Genomic DNA, 13884 nt, shown 5'->3' with positions numbered 1-13884 from the left:
AATCAGGCCGCCCGATGAAGCAGGAACCCGGTACTGCGCGAGCAGCTATCACCCAGTAATGGGAATCCCCCTCCTGTGACGCGAAGCGCTAAGGTGGGGGAGGATGTCAAGAGGAGTGTGGAATGAAGATTGCCATTATCTCGGATCTGTACGGCAGTCTGACTGCCCTCGAGCAGGTGCTGGCGCAACTCGCTCCCTGGCAGCCTGATCACTATCTGCTGCTCGGGGATCTGCTCAATCACGGGCCGCGCAATCCGGTGCCGGCGGGGTATGATCCTGCTGCCGTGGCGGCAAGGCTCAACCAGCTGGCCCCCCGCATCATGGCGGTGCGTGGTAATTGCGATTCGGAGGTGGACCAGATGCTGCTCCACTTCCCCATCACGGCGCCCTACAACCAGCTACTGGTGGATGGGCGGCGTTGGTTTGTCAGCCACGGTCATCTCTATGAGCCCAGCAACGTGCCCCTGCCTGCAGGGAGCCTGTTCATCAGCGGTCATACCCATGTGCCTGTGCTATGTCAGGAAGGAGAGATGATCCTGATGAACCCGGGGTCTATCTGTTTTCCAAGGGGCGAGTGGGTGGCCAGTTATGGGCGATATCACGAGGGCCGCATGAGCATTCATGCCTGCAAGGATGGAGAAACCCTGATGCAGCTGGTGCTCTGACTAGGGGCCCAAAAGGAGAGGAAGCCCGAAGGGGGAGAGGAGATCAGGCCTTGATCCCGAAAGAGCGGGTGCCTGAGCGGGTATTGCCTTTGGCGTCATAGGTCAGGGAGCTGCTGTCTCTGAGCTTGCTGAGGAAGCTGGCGAGACGGCGATTGGAGACAATACTGAGTTCGAGCAGACGTCCATTGAGGTTGTTCTGCTCCTGACAGGCTTCCAGCTTGGCTTGAAGGGCCTGCAATTGGGTCGGGAAGGCGCCCAGCTGTTGCTGCAAGTCAGGTAGCTCTGCCAGAGTCTTGTCCAGCATCTCGATGGCCACCAGCAGTTGCTGCTTGCGATCGGCGAGTGCCGGCAAGGCAAGGGCCCGGTGAGCCTTGAGGAGGTCGAACTCCTCTGCCAGCAAGCCTTGCATCTGGGAGAGGTTGTCGTCCTGAGCGCGCAGCAGCGAAGGGAGGTCCATCATCCCAACCGTTTATCCAGATCGGCTTCGAAGCTGAACATCTTTCTGGCCACGGCTTCGCTGTTGACCTTGTACTCCCCACTGGCCACGGCCTTCTTCAGGCTCTCGACGCGGCTCTCGTTACCGGTGGAGGCGGTGTTGAGGGTCTTCTGCATCTGCTGCAATTGCTGCGCCTCACTGGTCAAGGAGACAGAGTCGCTCTTGACGGTGGTCGCACGGCTGCCCTCGCTGGAGGTCGCCGGCTTGGTGGCTACACCTTGACTGCTGCCGCTGTTTTGCAGGCGGTTGTTAGCCAAGTTGTTGATATTGTTGATAGCCATAAGGTTTACCTTCGTCTGCTTTACTGTTCGCTTACCTGTGTATCGGTGACGGCGGTCAGAACTTTAGAAAAAAATTGCGCAGTGCATTCATGTGTCAGAATGTCACAATCACGGAGCCCACTGCACTGACCTGGCCTTGCACCGTTCTGCCCGAGCGCGTGTTGACAAGCCGGATCATGTCTCCGAAGCTGCCATCTTGCAAGGCGCGGGCCATGGTTTTGATCTGCATGCTGCTGTTTTCAGCACTCAGGGTGACCTGGTCCCCCTTGCAGACCACGCAGACCTGGGTCAGTCTGATTGGCTGGCCCGGTTTGAGCTCACGTTTGCTGCGTACCCCGATGAGTGCGGTCGGATCGGTAAGGTAGTCGCCACGGATCAGGGTTTGGTCCTGGTATGCCAAGGTCAGCATCGGTTCGCTCAGGATGTCTCCCTTGGCAACCGGGACGGCGACGGTGACATAGGGTTTCTGGATGCTGACCCGGACAGGGAGATAGAGATCCCAGGATTTATCTCCCTCGCACTTGAGGTAGACGGTGGTGTTGCGACGGATCTCCATCCGGGCGGGGAGGGAAATGGTGAGGGCATCTTCGCAGCGCGTGAGGGGGAGGCGCTCGTCAATGGTGCCGGCCTTGACGTCGGCCTGTGCATCGAGGGGAATATCGAGCTGGTCGAGCACGAACGCCTGTGCCTGTTCTTGCAGATAGTCGGTGACCTCGGACGCCATGGCGTGAGACAGACTGCAAAACGGCAGTAAGATAAGGAAAAGTCTACTAATCATTTTTGCTTACCGGTCGATAAGTTATTCACGTATACCACCGTAGTTAACTATGCTTGCTCCAGAATTATTCTGTTGTTGAAACAACGATGGTCTGATGCAAGCCAATGTGCATGCATAATGATATGCACGATCAGTGCCAAGCATTTTTAGGGAGTGTTTATGGCGAGTGTTCTGGACTCGGTTAACCAGCGAACCCAATTAGTGGGACAAAATAGGCTGGAGCTGCTGCTGTTTCGTCTCAATGGACGTCAAAGATTTGGCATCAACGTATTCAAAGTACGCGAGGTGCTGCAGTGTCCCCCTCTGACCGTCATGCCCAAGCTCAACTCCTGCATTCGCGGCGTGGCACATATCCGTGGCCAGACCATCTCGGTGATCGATCTCAGCATGGCGATGGGCAAGCGCCCCATCCAGGATCTCTCCAAGTGCTTCATCATCATCTCCGAGTACAACCGCTCCATTCAGGGGTTCCTGGTCCACTCGGTCGAGCGCATCATCAACATGAACTGGGAGTCCATTCTGCCGCCACCCAAAGGGGCTGGTCGCATCAACTACATGACGGCAGTGACCGAGGTAGATGGCGAGCTGGTGGAGATCTTGGACGTGGAGCGCATTCTCAACGAGATTTCGCCGGTCTCCACTGAGGTGTCCACCGAGTTGGTGGAAGCAAGCGTGGAGCGCAATCCTCACGGGCGTCCCGTGCTGGTTGCGGACGACTCTTCGGTTGCGCGCAAGCAGGTACAACGTGCACTGGAGGCTATCGGGGTGCAGTGCGTGCTGGCCAAGGATGGACGGGAAGCGCTCAACATGTTGTTGGAGATGTCCAAAAATGGCCCCATACATGATCAGATTGCATTGGTTATTTCAGATATTGAAATGCCGGAGATGGATGGTTATACCTTCACCGCCGAGATCCGCAACAATCCCAACCTCAAGGATTTGCATGTTATCCTGCACACTTCCCTCAGTGGGGTGTTCAATCAGGCCATGGTGCAGAAAGTCGGAGCGAACAATTTCATTGCCAAATTCCAGCCGGATGAATTGGCCAAGGCCGTACAAGGCGCTCTCTAATCAAGAAGAACAACTGCATGAAGACACTTTCGGACGACTTATACAGGCAATTCAGCAATTTTCTGGCACAACAGAGCGGCATAGTACTGGGTGACAACAAACAGTATCTGGTTAAAAGCCGCCTGTCGCCCTTGATGACTCAGTTTGGTATCGAGAGTCTGTCTGATCTGGTCACCCGGGCGATGAGCGTGCGCGAGCGGGAACTCAAGATGGCAGTGATCGATGCCATGACCACCAACGAGACTTTGTGGTTTCGCGATACCTATCCGTTCCAGTTATTGAGTGACAAGATTTTCCCGGAGCTTGGTAAGAGCGGTCGCACCATCAAGATATGGTCTGCCGCCTCTTCGTCCGGACAGGAGCCCTACTCCATCGCCATGACGGCGCTGGAGCAGCAAGTTAAACGGCCGGGTAGCATGCCGGGCGGGGTGCAAATAGTAGGGACCGATATATCCAGCACCATGCTGAACCAGTGTAAGGAAGGGATCTACGATAGCCTTGCACTGGCTCGCGGGCTTTCCCCCGAGCGCAAGCGACTCTTTTTCGAACCCTATGGCGACAACAAGATGCGGGTGGTGGAGCGTGTCAGAAAATTGACCAGCTTCCGCCCTCTCAACCTGCTGGAGAGCTACAGCCTGCTCGGCAAGTTTGACATCATCTTCTGTCGCAACGTGCTCATCTACTTTGCGCCCGAAGTGAAATCCAAGATCCTCAACCAGTTCGCCAGCAGCCTCAATCCTGGCGGCTACCTGATGCTGGGGGCCTCCGAGTCTCTGGCTGGCCTCACCGATAAGTTCGAGATGATCCGCTGCAACCCCGGCATCGTCTACAAGGTCAAATAACCCCGCTCAATACCCTCTTGGCACACCTCTTGCTAAATATCCATGAAGCAGGAGGTGTGCTATGGCAATTTCATTCGACAAGGCATTTGGTGTTCATCAGTACACGCTGAGCGTGCGCGCCAAGCGTGCCGAGGTGTTGTCCAGCAACATCGCCAATGCGGATACGCCGGGTTTCAAGGCCCGTGACATCAACTTCTCACAAGCGTTGCAGGATGCCCAGGGCCAGCAAGGGTTCGGGCTCAGCACTACCAGCGAGAAGCACTTCGCCTTGCAGATGGATTCCCCGGGCACGACCCAGTACCGCAATCCCCTGCAACCGGATACCGGTGACGGCAACACGGTGGACGTACAGCAGGAGCGCAGCGAGTTCCTGCGCAACAGCCTTGAATACCAGGCCTCTCTTGAATTCATGAACAGCAAGATAAGCGGCCTGCTCAAAGCACTGAAAGGAGAGCAAGGATGAGTTTGTTCAAGGTCTTTGACATTGCAGGCTCAGCCATGAGCGCGCAGTCCGTTCGCCTCAACACGGTGGCGAGCAACATGGCCAACGCTGACAGCGTCAGCTCCAGCGTGGAAAAAACTTACCACGCCAGGCGGCCAGTCTTTGCCGCCCAGTTGGATCAGGCCATGACCGACAAGCAGGCCTCGGTCGGGGTGGATGTGAAAGGCATCGTCGAGAGCGATGCCCCCCTGCTCAAGGAGTACAACCCGAACCACCCCATGGCGGACAAGGATGGCTTCATCTTCAAGCCCAACGTCAACATGGTGGAGGAGATGGCGGACATGATCGCCGCCTCCCGCAGCTACCAGACCAATGTCCAGGTGGCCGATGCGGCCAAGAAGATGCTGCAGCAGACGCTCGGCCTCGGCAAGTCCTGATAGAGGTGAACCCAGATGACAGAGACCCGTGACCGCCTGTTCGGCCTACGCCGGGCATCGCAAGCCCTAGAGGGGGAAGCATAAGTGGCAGATACCTATGACAGCCTGCTGGGTGTCAACCGGACGACGTCGGCCCAGACCAGTACGGTCAACACCAGCACCCAGAAAAAGGAGCTGGATCAGGAGTCCTTCCTGAAGCTGCTGACCATGCAGCTCTCCTATCAGGATCCGTTCAAGCCGGTGGACAACGCCCAGATGTTGTCCCAGATGACCTCGATGTCGACCTCCCAGGGGATCAGCAGCCTCTCCACCCAGATGGAGAGCCTCAACAGCCTGATGACCTCGAGCCAGGCGCTCCAGGCGTCGGCCCTGGTGGGCCAGAACGTGCTCATCCCCTCCAACACGGGGTATGTGGAGAAGGGGGGCACCCTCTCCGGCGTCATCGCCACCGGAGACGGCGGCAGCAACATCAAGGTGACAGTGAAGGACGAGAGCGGCCAGGTGGTCAAGGAGTTCTCCCTCGAGGGGGACCACAAGGGGAACGTGGCCTTCGAGTGGGATGGCAAGGACAAGTCCGGCAATGCGGCCAAGAGCGGCAAGTATTCGATAGAAGCGCACGCCACCGTGGATGGCAAGTCGGAGAGCGTACCCGCCCTAACTTACGCCAAGGTGGAGAGCGTCACCCTGGGTACGAGCACCAATCCCAGCACCCTCAAGCTCAAGGGGCTGGGCGGCATCTACCTGACCGATGTATTGGAAATTGGCGCGACGACCGGCAAGACCACCACCCAGTCGGCTTCGTCCTCTAACGCAGTGATCTAAGGAGAAAGACATGTCATTCAACAATGCCCTCAGCGGCATCAATGCGGCTCAAAAAGACCTGAACGTCACCGCGAACAACATTGCCAACGTCAATACCACCGGCTTCAAGGAGTCCCGCGCCGAGTTCGCCGACGTCTATGCCAACTCCATCTTCGTCAACGCCAAGACCCAGGTCGGCAACGGGGTGGCGACTGGCGCTGTGGCTCAGCAGTTCCACCAGGGCGCGCTGCAATTCACCAACAACGCGCTGGATCTCGCCATCCAGGGCAACGGCTTCTTCGTGACCTCGGACGGCCTGACCAACCTGGATCGCACCTACACCCGTGCGGGCGCCTTCAAGCTCAATGAAAGCAGCTACATGGTCAGCAACTCCGGCGGTTATCTGCAAGGGTACGAGATCAACTCTGACGGCACCCCCAAGGCGGTGAGCATCAACGCCACCAAGCCCATCCAGATCCCGGACAAGGCCGGTGAGCCGGTGCAGACCACGACGGTCGAGGCTGGTTTCAACCTGCCTTCCAGCACGAAAACGCTGATGGATGTCAATGCCTCCAAATTCGATCCCACGGACTCGACCACCTACTCCTCCTCTACTTCCGTGGTGGTCTATGACTCCCTGGGCGAGCCACACACCATCACCCAGTACTTCACCAAGGAAGCGGATCCGGCCGATCCTACCCAAGCGGCGGTGCCGACTGCCTGGCGTATGTACCTCTATGAAGGGGACAAGCCCATCGACATCGTAGGCGGTACGGCCACCACCATGGCGACCGGTCTGAGTCAGGCCCCCCTGAGCGCCCGGGTGACCTTCGATGCCTCCGGCAAGATGGTCACACCCACCACCCCGGCGGTCATCAAGACGGAACCCCTGGGGGCGACAGGGGCTGGTATCATCACCAATGGCGCCGATGGCACTCAGGAGATTGAGTTCAAGCTTGGTACCGTGACCCAGTACGCCTCCCCCTTTGAAGTGAGCAAGCTGACCCAGGACGGCTCCACCGTCGGTCGCCTGACCAAGGTGGAGATCGGGGCGGATGGCATTGTCTCCGCCACTTACAGCAACGCCACCACCGTCAAGGTGGCCATGGTGGCCATGGCGAAGTTTGCCAATGCCCAGGGTCTCACCCAGGTCGGCGACACCTCCTGGCGCCAGTCCCTGCTCTCTGGCGATGCCTTGCCCGGCACCCCGAACTCCGGCACGTTCGGCTCCATCAAGTCGTCGGCACTGGAGCAGTCCAACGTGGACCTCACCACCGAGCTGGTCGATCTCATCACTGCCCAGCGCAACTTCCAGGCGAACTCCCGTTCCCTGGAAGTGAACAGCTCCCTGCAGCAGAACATACTGCAGATCCGCTAAGACGGCGGGTAGTTGGCAGGGGCGCTTCGGCGCCCCTTGTCATTTCCGTCCCGCCTCATTTCCTCCTTTCATTCCGTCTTCGTCATCTCTCTTGGCATTCAACTTGCAGTTGAGCTGTGAGAGTCATCTGTTTGACGGAGGATCCCATGGATCACCTGCTTTACATCGCCATGTCCGGGGCCAAGGAGAACATGAACAGCCTGGCTGTTCGTGGCAACAACCTTGCCAACGCCAACACCATTGGCTTCAAGTCTGACTTCGAGCAGGCGCGCAGCATGCAGGCGTTTGGCGAAGGGCTGCCCACGCGGGTGTTCGCCATGACCGAGCGGCCGGGCCAGAACCTGCAGCACGGCATGCTGATGACCACGGGTCGGGATCTTGACGTTGCCGTCGATGGGCCAGGCTGGATTGCGGTGCAGGATCCCAACGGCGCGGAAGCCTATACCCGCATGGGCAACTTGCAGCTCAATGCCACCGGCAATCTGCAGACTTCCACCGGTCTGAATGTAGTGGATGATGCCGGTCAGCCCATCGTGCTGCCCCTGCCCATGGAGAAAATTGAGATCAATCGTGACGGTACCATCAGCGGCCGTCCCGAGGGGGCTGCCGCCAACCTGCCGGAAGATTTCCAGCGTATCAAGCTGGTCAACCCGGCGGCAGATGCGGTGGAGAAAGGCCAGGACGGCCTGTTTCGCCGCAAGGATGGCCAGAATGAGGCCGCGTCTGCGGATGTGGGCCTGATCGCCGGCTCCCTTGAGGGGAGCAACGTCAACGTGGTCGACGAGATGACCAACCTTATTCGCTTGCAACGTCAGTTTGAAACTCAGGTCAAGATCATGAAGACCGCCGAGGAGAACGACGAGGCACAAACCCAGCTGCTGCGTATCAGCTAATCAAGGAGCACCCCATGAATCCTGCACTCTGGATCAGCAAGACCGGCCTCGATGCCCAGCAGACCAACATCTCGGTCACCTCGAACAACCTGGCGAACGCCAGCACCGTGGGCTACAAGAAGGCGCGGGCCATCTTCGAGGATCTGCTTTATCAGAACATCAACCAGCCTGGCGGTCGCTCCTCGGCGGACACCGAGCTCCCTTCCGGCCTGATGCTGGGGGCGGGGGCCAAGGTGGTCGCCACCCAGAAAAACCACAGTCAGGGCAACGTCCAGACCACGGACAACTCCCTTGACCTGATGATCAGCGGCCGCGGCTACTTCGAAATCCAGCTGCCCGATGGCAGCGCCGCCTATACCCGCAACGGCCAGTTCACCCTGAACGACGAGGGGACCATCGTCACCCCGGGCAACGGTTACCCGCTGCAACCGGAGATCCAGATCCCCGAGAACGCCCAGAGCGTCACCGTGGGGGAGGATGGCCAGGTTTCCGTCCAGCTCAAGGGGGATGGCCAATCCCAGGTGGTGGGCCAGATCAACACCACGGACTTCGTCAACCCCACCGGCCTGCAGCCCATGGGGGAGAACCTCTTCCTCGAGACCCAGTCCAGCGGCGCCCCCATTCAGGGGACTGCCGGCGCGGACGGGCTGGGGGTGATCAAGCAGGGGATGCTGGAGACCTCCAACGTCAACGTGACCGAGGAGCTGGTGAATCTCATCCAGGCTCAGCGGGTCTACGAGATGAACTCCAAGGTCATCTCCGCCGTCGACTCCATGATGTCCTTCCTGACCCAGCGGACCTGATGAAAGGAGTGTCATGATGAAAGCCATATGGATGCTGGGACTGCTGACGCTGGCGGGTTGCACCAGTACCCCCAATACCGCCAAACCGGATGACCCGGATTTCGCCCCCGTCTACGGGGAGTCGGAGCCGGTGTCGGTGCGCCCAACCGGCGCCATCTTCCAGCCCGAGCAGGTCAACGGCATCTACTCGGACATCAAGGCGCACCGGGTGGGTGACATCATCACCATCCAGTTGGCGGAGTCGACCTCGGCGTCGAAAAAGGCCAACACCCAGAGCGGCAAGGACAACAAGCTGGCGCTCGACCCCGTCACCCTGGGTGGGGTGCCGGTCACGGCGGGGCCCTACGATCTGTCGGCCTCCATCGGCCAGAACAGTGCATTCAAGGGGCAGGCCAAGGCGGATCAGAGCAACAGCCTGCAGGGCAACATCTCGGTCAGCGTGGTCAAGGTACTGCCAAACGGCAACCTGCTGGTGCGCGGCGAGAAGTGGATCATGCTCAACAATGGCAACGAATATATCCGTATCACCGGTCTGGTGCGCCCGGAGGACGTGAGCTCGGAAAACAGCGTCTCCTCCCAGCGGGTGGCGAATGCGCGTATCTATTACGGCGGTACCGGGGATCTGGCGAACACCCAGGAACAGGGCTGGCTCACCAGCTTCTTCAACGGCCCCTGGTGGCCCATTTAAGACTCAAGAGTCCGGGGCGTTCACGGGCCCTGGATCAGGAAGGTTTTGTTAGGAGATGTCATGAACCGATTCCGTCTGCTTGCCCTGCTGTGCTGCCTGCTGCCCTTCGGGTTGGCGCACGCATCCCGCATCAAGGACCTCGCCTCGGTGGAAGGAGTGCGCAGCAACCAGCTGATCGGTTACGGTCTGGTGGTAGGCCTGCCCGGCACGGGGGAGAAGAACAACGCCTTCACCGAGCAGACCTTCAGGACCATGCTCAACAACTTCGGCATCAAGGTGCCTGACAACATCAAGCCCAAGATCAAGGACGTGGCACCGGTAGCCATCCACGCGGATCTGCCCCCCTTCTCCAAGCCGGGCCAGACCATAGACGTCACCGTCTCCGCCATCGGCGAGGCGAAGAGCCTGCGTGGCGGCACCCTGCTCCAGACCTTCCTGAAAGGGCTGGATGGCCGCGTCTATGCGGTGGCCCAGGGCAGCCTGGTGGTCGGTGGCCTCGGGGCCGAAGGGGCGGACGGCTCCAAGGTAGTGGTGAACACGCCCACAGTGGGGCGCATCGCCAACGGGGCGACCGTGGAGCGGGAGGTTCCCAACTCCTTCAGCCAGGGCGACACCATCACCTTCAACCTGAACCGGCCGGACTTCACCACCGCCCGCCGTCTGGCGGACGTGGTCAACGATCTGGTGGGTCCGAACACCGCCCAGGCGATGGACGCTACCTCCATCAAGGTATTCGCGCCGCGGGATCCGGCCCAGCGGGTCTCCTACCTCTCCACCATCGAGAACCTGGAAGTGGACCCGGCGAGCGAGTCCGCCAAGATCATCGTGAATTCGCGCACCGGGACCATCGTCATCGGCAGCGAGGTCAAGTTGCGCCCGGCGGCCATCAGCCACGGTGGGCTGACGGTCACCATCGCCGAGAACCAGCAGGTCTCCCAACCCAATCCGCTCGCTGGCGGGCAGACGGCGGTCACCAACAACTCCACCATCAACGTGCAGCAGGATCCCGGTCGGATGTTCAAGCTCGATACCGGCGCGACCCTGGACGACCTGGTGCGGGCGGTGAACCAGGTGGGGGTCGCCCCCGGGGATCTGATGGCGATCCTAGAGGCGCTGCAGCAGGCGGGCGCGATCCAGGGCCAACTGGTCATTCTGTAATTTCGTGAGCGGCAAGCGGTTGCCACGGGCGGCAAAGAGGTAGGTTATGGCAGAGTTCGACACCCAGAGCGGTATCAATATTGGCATGGTGCAGGATGTCCAGAACCTGGACAAACTGCGCCAGATGAGCCTGAGCAAGGAGGGGAAGCAAGGGGCCCTGATGGCGGCCGCCCGCCAGTTCGAATCCATCTTCACCCAGACCCTGTTCAAGGGGATGCGCCAGGCCAACTCGGTGCTCACCGAGGGCAACCCGATGAACAGCAGCTACACCCAGTTCTATGAAGGGATGCTGGACGAGCAGCGGGTTGCCGACATGTCGAGCAAGGGGGGGCTGGGCATTGCCGAGATGGTGGCCAGGCAGCTCTCACCCGAGCAGACCTTCACCCATCAGGATGGCCGGGTACTCAAGCTGCCCCAGCGTACCGAGCGGGTCTACAAGCCCTATCAACCCCCCAGTGCCTCCAACGATCTGATTGCTGCCTCCAAAGTTGGCAAAGATTTTGCTGATAACGAAATGAAGGGTGAGCTGAATGGGGCCGAGCGTACGCTGGCCATGCCAAGACGCCCCCACCGCACCGTGCCGCCCATGGGCAGCAGCCAGAGGCCTTCGGCCCTGGATGGCAGCGCCAAGGTGTTTGACAGCCCGGAAGAGTTCGTCGACAGGCTGATGCCGCTGGCCAAGAAGGCGGCGGACAAGCTGGGGTTGAGCCCGGCGGTGCTGGTGGCCCAGGCCGCCCTTGAGAGTGGCTGGGGTAAGCGGGTGATCAAGGATGCAGACGGAAACGTGACGCACAACCTGTTCGGCATCAAGGCCGATCCGCGTTGGGAAGGCCCCAAGGCGGTGGTGAGCACCCTGGAATACGAGCAAGGGGTGGCCTCGCGCCAGAAGGCGGCGTTTCGCTCCTACGAGTCGTTCGAAGAGAGCTTCAACGACTACGTGGATTTCCTGACCTCTGGGAGTCGCTACAAGGGGGCGCTGGCCAAGGTGGACAGCCCGGACCGTTACTTCGAGGCGTTGCAGCAGGCCGGTTATGCCACCGATCCCCAGTACGCCAGGAAACTTAAACAAGTGTTGCGCAGTGATGCTATCGCCGGTTATTCGACGCCCGGTAACATTGCAGACAGGAACACAGAGATGGAGCTGTAAGCTATGGCAAGCGATCTGCTTGGAATTGGGACCTCGGGTGTGTTGGCCCAGCAGCGGCTGCTGCAGACCACCAGCAACAACATAGTGAACGTCAATAGCCAGGGCTATGTACGTGAACGCACCCTGATCTACACCAATTCCGTCGGATTGGGGACGGGCGACATGGTGAGTGATCGCATCATCAACGCCTATGCCCAGGCCGAGGTTCGCCGTGATACGTCCGCTTATAACGCCGCCAACACCCGCTACGATCAACTGTTCCAGCTCGACAGCCTGCTCGGTGATGCCAGCAACAGTGTGGGGTCCACCATCACCTCCTACTTCAAGGCTTTCCACACCGCCAACGAGTCACCGTCCGAGATCGGAGGGCGCCAGACGACCCTGAGTGAACTGAGCGGTATGGTGGACAGATTCCACACCCTCTCCGCCCAGCTCGACAAGCAGTCCGATACCATCAACGCCACCATCGGGGACGAGACGGACAGGGTGAACAGCCTGCTGAACAGCATCAACGATCTGAACCAGTCCATCGTCCGCACCCAGGGCTCCCCTGAAGAGAACCTGATGCTGTTCGATCAGCGTGATGAGGCCATTCGCCAGCTCTCCGAGAAGATGGAGATCCGCACCGTGACCCAGCCCAACGGCAGCATGCTGGTCAACATGAGCACAGGGCACTCCCTGGTGCTCGATGGCGGCGTGGCCCAGTTCAAGGTGGTGCCGGGGGACCCGGATTCCCGTGAGCCTTCCCTGCAGCTGACCCTGGGCAAGAACCAGGCCAGCATCAACGACCAGGATATTGGCGGTGCCATCGGTGGCCTCTTCACCGCGCGTCGGGATCTGGAGCCCGCCAAGCGGGAGCTGGGGCAGATGGCCGTCGCCCTGGGGGATGCCATGAACCAGCAGAACCGGTTGGGGATGGATCTCGACAACGAGCTTGGGGGGGATCTCTTCACCCTCAAAGGAAGCCAGGGGTTGCCCTACGCCAGCAACCAGGGCAACGGGGCGGCCAGCGTCAACTTCGTTCCCGGCAAGGGGAGCGAGGTCACCACCTTCGACTACGAGGTGCGGTTCAACAGCGCCACCGGTTACGAGGTGTTTGCCATCGACGGCAGCGGGCAGCGTACCTCGCTCGCCACGGGGACCACGCCGCCAGCCACCTTCGAAGTGACGGGCCACGGCATCGAAATCGATCTCTCCGGCACACCGGCGGCAGGTGACAAGATCTTGTTGCAACCCACCCGGAATGCGGCTGCCAACCTGGAGCAGGCGATCACCCGTCCTGAAGATATCGCGCTGGCTTCCCCCCTGAAGGCGGACAAGGGATCCCAGAACCTGGGCTCGGGCGAGATAGCGCTGGGCGGTGTCTACAACACCGGCACGGGCTCGGGTTTTGGCACCAACACTTTGGACCCGAGTGCCCCCCAGGTCATCAAGATCGACGGCAGCGGCAACTACGAGGTCTATGACAAGAACAACAACCTGCTGGGTGTCGCCCCCGCCTCCAGCAAGGGACAGAACCTGATGGCCGCCCTCGAGAGCCCCCTGGGGGGGCCCAAGGTCTACGCCGATCCGACCCAGAGCCCGGGCTATGAGTTCAGCATCACCGGCAAGGTGGAGGCCAGCGACAGCTTCACGCTCAGCTACAACAAGGACGGCTTTGCGGACAACGCCAACGGCCTGGCGCTGGCGGAGCTGCAGAACAAGGAGCTGGTGCGCAAGAACAACAACGCCGCCACCAGCAACGACAAGATGACCTTCAACGATGCCTACTCGGATCTGGTGAGCGGCATTGGCAACAAGACCAGCCAGGCCAAGACCCTGCTGCAGGCCAACGAGGCGAAGCTGACCCAGAGTACCGCCATCTTCGAGAGTGTCTCCGGCGTCAATCTGGAGGAGGAGGCGGCCAACCTCATCCGCTTCCAGCAGTCCTATGCGGCCTCGGCCCAGATAGTGAACACCGCCAAGACCATCTTCGACACCCTGCTCTCCTCCGTGAGGTAAGTC

At 60.0% G+C, this 13884-nt stretch carries 16 protein-coding genes; 13 read left to right on the top strand and 3 right to left on the bottom strand.

The window, feature by feature from the left end:
* Positions 1-122 precede the first annotated feature (122 nt).
* Positions 123-665, top strand: coding sequence for a phosphodiesterase (gene yfcE / locus PG883_RS15525; RefSeq protein WP_103261369.1), 543 nt, complete (start codon positions 123-125; stop codon positions 663-665).
* A gap of 43 nt (positions 666-708) precedes the next feature.
* Here the strand turns inward: yfcE and PG883_RS15520 are convergent, their stop codons facing one another.
* From PG883_RS15520 to flgA, 3 genes are all read right to left on the bottom strand, one after another.
* Positions 709-1125, bottom strand: a complete 417-nt coding sequence (locus tag PG883_RS15520; RefSeq protein ID WP_010675299.1) for a flagella synthesis protein FlgN — start codon at positions 1123-1125, stop codon at positions 709-711.
* Positions 1122-1442 (bottom strand): flagellar biosynthesis anti-sigma factor FlgM, encoded by a 321-nt coding sequence (flgM, locus tag PG883_RS15515; protein ID WP_103261368.1) that lies wholly within the window; start codon positions 1440-1442, stop codon positions 1122-1124. The genes PG883_RS15520 and flgM overlap by 4 nt, the downstream gene beginning before the upstream one ends.
* 94 nt (positions 1443-1536) lie before the next feature.
* Positions 1537-2142, bottom strand: coding sequence for a flagellar basal body P-ring formation chaperone FlgA (gene flgA, locus PG883_RS15510; protein ID WP_069652580.1), 606 nt, complete (start codon positions 2140-2142; stop codon positions 1537-1539).
* Between the two features lie 237 nt (positions 2143-2379).
* Here flgA and PG883_RS15505 point away from each other — a divergent pair, with 237 nt between their 5' ends.
* From PG883_RS15505 to flgK, 12 genes are all read left to right on the top strand, one after another.
* Positions 2380-3291 carry a chemotaxis protein CheV gene (locus PG883_RS15505; RefSeq protein ID WP_053288335.1) on the top strand — a complete coding sequence of 304 codons (912 nt, stop codon included), beginning with the start codon at positions 2380-2382 and terminating at the stop codon, positions 3289-3291.
* Positions 3292-3308: 17 nt separating this feature from the next.
* Positions 3309-4133: a CheR family methyltransferase gene (locus tag PG883_RS15500; RefSeq protein WP_052815061.1), complete on the top strand. Its 825-nt coding sequence runs from the start codon at positions 3309-3311 to the stop codon at positions 4131-4133.
* Positions 4134-4194: 61 nt separating this feature from the next.
* Positions 4195-4596: a flagellar basal body rod protein FlgB gene (gene flgB, locus PG883_RS15495; RefSeq protein ID WP_053288337.1), complete on the top strand. Its 402-nt coding sequence runs from the start codon at positions 4195-4197 to the stop codon at positions 4594-4596.
* Positions 4593-5012: a flagellar basal body rod protein FlgC gene (gene flgC / locus PG883_RS15490; protein ID WP_053288338.1), complete on the top strand. Its 420-nt coding sequence runs from the start codon at positions 4593-4595 to the stop codon at positions 5010-5012. The genes flgB and flgC overlap by 4 nt, the downstream gene beginning before the upstream one ends.
* Before the next feature lie 84 nt (positions 5013-5096).
* Positions 5097-5834: a flagellar hook assembly protein FlgD gene (locus tag PG883_RS15485; RefSeq protein ID WP_069785263.1), complete on the top strand. Its 738-nt coding sequence runs from the start codon at positions 5097-5099 to the stop codon at positions 5832-5834.
* Between the two features lie 10 nt (positions 5835-5844).
* Positions 5845-7191: a flagellar hook protein FlgE gene (gene flgE, locus PG883_RS15480; protein WP_039040233.1), complete on the top strand. Its 1347-nt coding sequence runs from the start codon at positions 5845-5847 to the stop codon at positions 7189-7191.
* Positions 7192-7337: 146 nt separating this feature from the next.
* Entirely contained in the window at positions 7338-8084 is a 747-nt protein-coding gene (gene flgF, locus PG883_RS15475; protein WP_010675291.1) for a flagellar basal-body rod protein FlgF, read from the top strand.
* Positions 8085-8098: 14 nt separating this feature from the next.
* Entirely contained in the window at positions 8099-8887 is a 789-nt protein-coding gene (gene flgG / locus PG883_RS15470; RefSeq protein WP_010675290.1) for a flagellar basal-body rod protein FlgG, read from the top strand.
* Positions 8888-8903: 16 nt separating this feature from the next.
* Complete coding sequence (flgH, locus tag PG883_RS15465) at positions 8904-9575, top strand: flagellar basal body L-ring protein FlgH (protein WP_010675289.1); 672 nt, start codon at positions 8904-8906, stop codon at positions 9573-9575.
* Positions 9576-9635: 60 nt separating this feature from the next.
* Complete coding sequence (locus tag PG883_RS15460; RefSeq protein WP_010675288.1) at positions 9636-10733, top strand: flagellar basal body P-ring protein FlgI; 1098 nt, start codon at positions 9636-9638, stop codon at positions 10731-10733.
* Between the two features lie 46 nt (positions 10734-10779).
* Entirely contained in the window at positions 10780-11880 is a 1101-nt protein-coding gene (flgJ, locus tag PG883_RS15455) for a flagellar assembly peptidoglycan hydrolase FlgJ (protein WP_069652528.1), read from the top strand.
* A gap of 3 nt (positions 11881-11883) precedes the next feature.
* Positions 11884-13881: a flagellar hook-associated protein FlgK gene (gene flgK / locus PG883_RS15450; RefSeq protein WP_270807375.1), complete on the top strand. Its 1998-nt coding sequence runs from the start codon at positions 11884-11886 to the stop codon at positions 13879-13881.
* Positions 13882-13884 lie beyond the last annotated feature (3 nt).

The sequence above is a fragment of the Aeromonas sp. QDB25 genome, from assembly GCF_027707725.1.
GTDB lineage: Bacteria > Pseudomonadota > Gammaproteobacteria > Enterobacterales > Aeromonadaceae > Aeromonas > Aeromonas caviae.
Note: the sequence above shows the minus strand (reverse complement) of the source record. Positions and strands in the feature narration are given on the sequence as shown.

Bases quoted from the DNA above. Each gene is read 5' to 3' on its own strand.
- PG883_RS15460 (WP_010675288.1), top strand. From the start codon at position 9,636: ATGAACCGATTCCGTCTGCTTGCCCTGCTGTGCTGCCTGCTGCCCTTC.
- PG883_RS15520 (WP_010675299.1), bottom strand. From the start codon at position 1,125: ATGATGGACCTCCCTTCGCTGCTGCGCGCTCAGGACGACAACCTCTCC.
- flgE (WP_039040233.1), top strand. From the start codon at position 5,845: ATGTCATTCAACAATGCCCTCAGCGGCATCAATGCGGCTCAAAAAGAC.
- flgB (WP_053288337.1), top strand. From the start codon at position 4,195: ATGGCAATTTCATTCGACAAGGCATTTGGTGTTCATCAGTACACGCTG.
- flgF (WP_010675291.1), top strand. From the start codon at position 7,338: ATGGATCACCTGCTTTACATCGCCATGTCCGGGGCCAAGGAGAACATG.
- PG883_RS15500 (WP_052815061.1), top strand. From the start codon at position 3,309: ATGAAGACACTTTCGGACGACTTATACAGGCAATTCAGCAATTTTCTG.
- flgK (WP_270807375.1), top strand. From the start codon at position 11,884: ATGGCAAGCGATCTGCTTGGAATTGGGACCTCGGGTGTGTTGGCCCAG.
- PG883_RS15505 (WP_053288335.1), top strand. From the start codon at position 2,380: ATGGCGAGTGTTCTGGACTCGGTTAACCAGCGAACCCAATTAGTGGGA.
- yfcE (WP_103261369.1), top strand. From the start codon at position 123: ATGAAGATTGCCATTATCTCGGATCTGTACGGCAGTCTGACTGCCCTC.
- flgG (WP_010675290.1), top strand. From the start codon at position 8,099: ATGAATCCTGCACTCTGGATCAGCAAGACCGGCCTCGATGCCCAGCAG.
- flgC (WP_053288338.1), top strand. From the start codon at position 4,593: ATGAGTTTGTTCAAGGTCTTTGACATTGCAGGCTCAGCCATGAGCGCG.
- flgH (WP_010675289.1), top strand. From the start codon at position 8,904: ATGAAAGCCATATGGATGCTGGGACTGCTGACGCTGGCGGGTTGCACC.
- flgM (WP_103261368.1), bottom strand. From the start codon at position 1,442: ATGGCTATCAACAATATCAACAACTTGGCTAACAACCGCCTGCAAAAC.
- flgJ (WP_069652528.1), top strand. From the start codon at position 10,780: ATGGCAGAGTTCGACACCCAGAGCGGTATCAATATTGGCATGGTGCAG.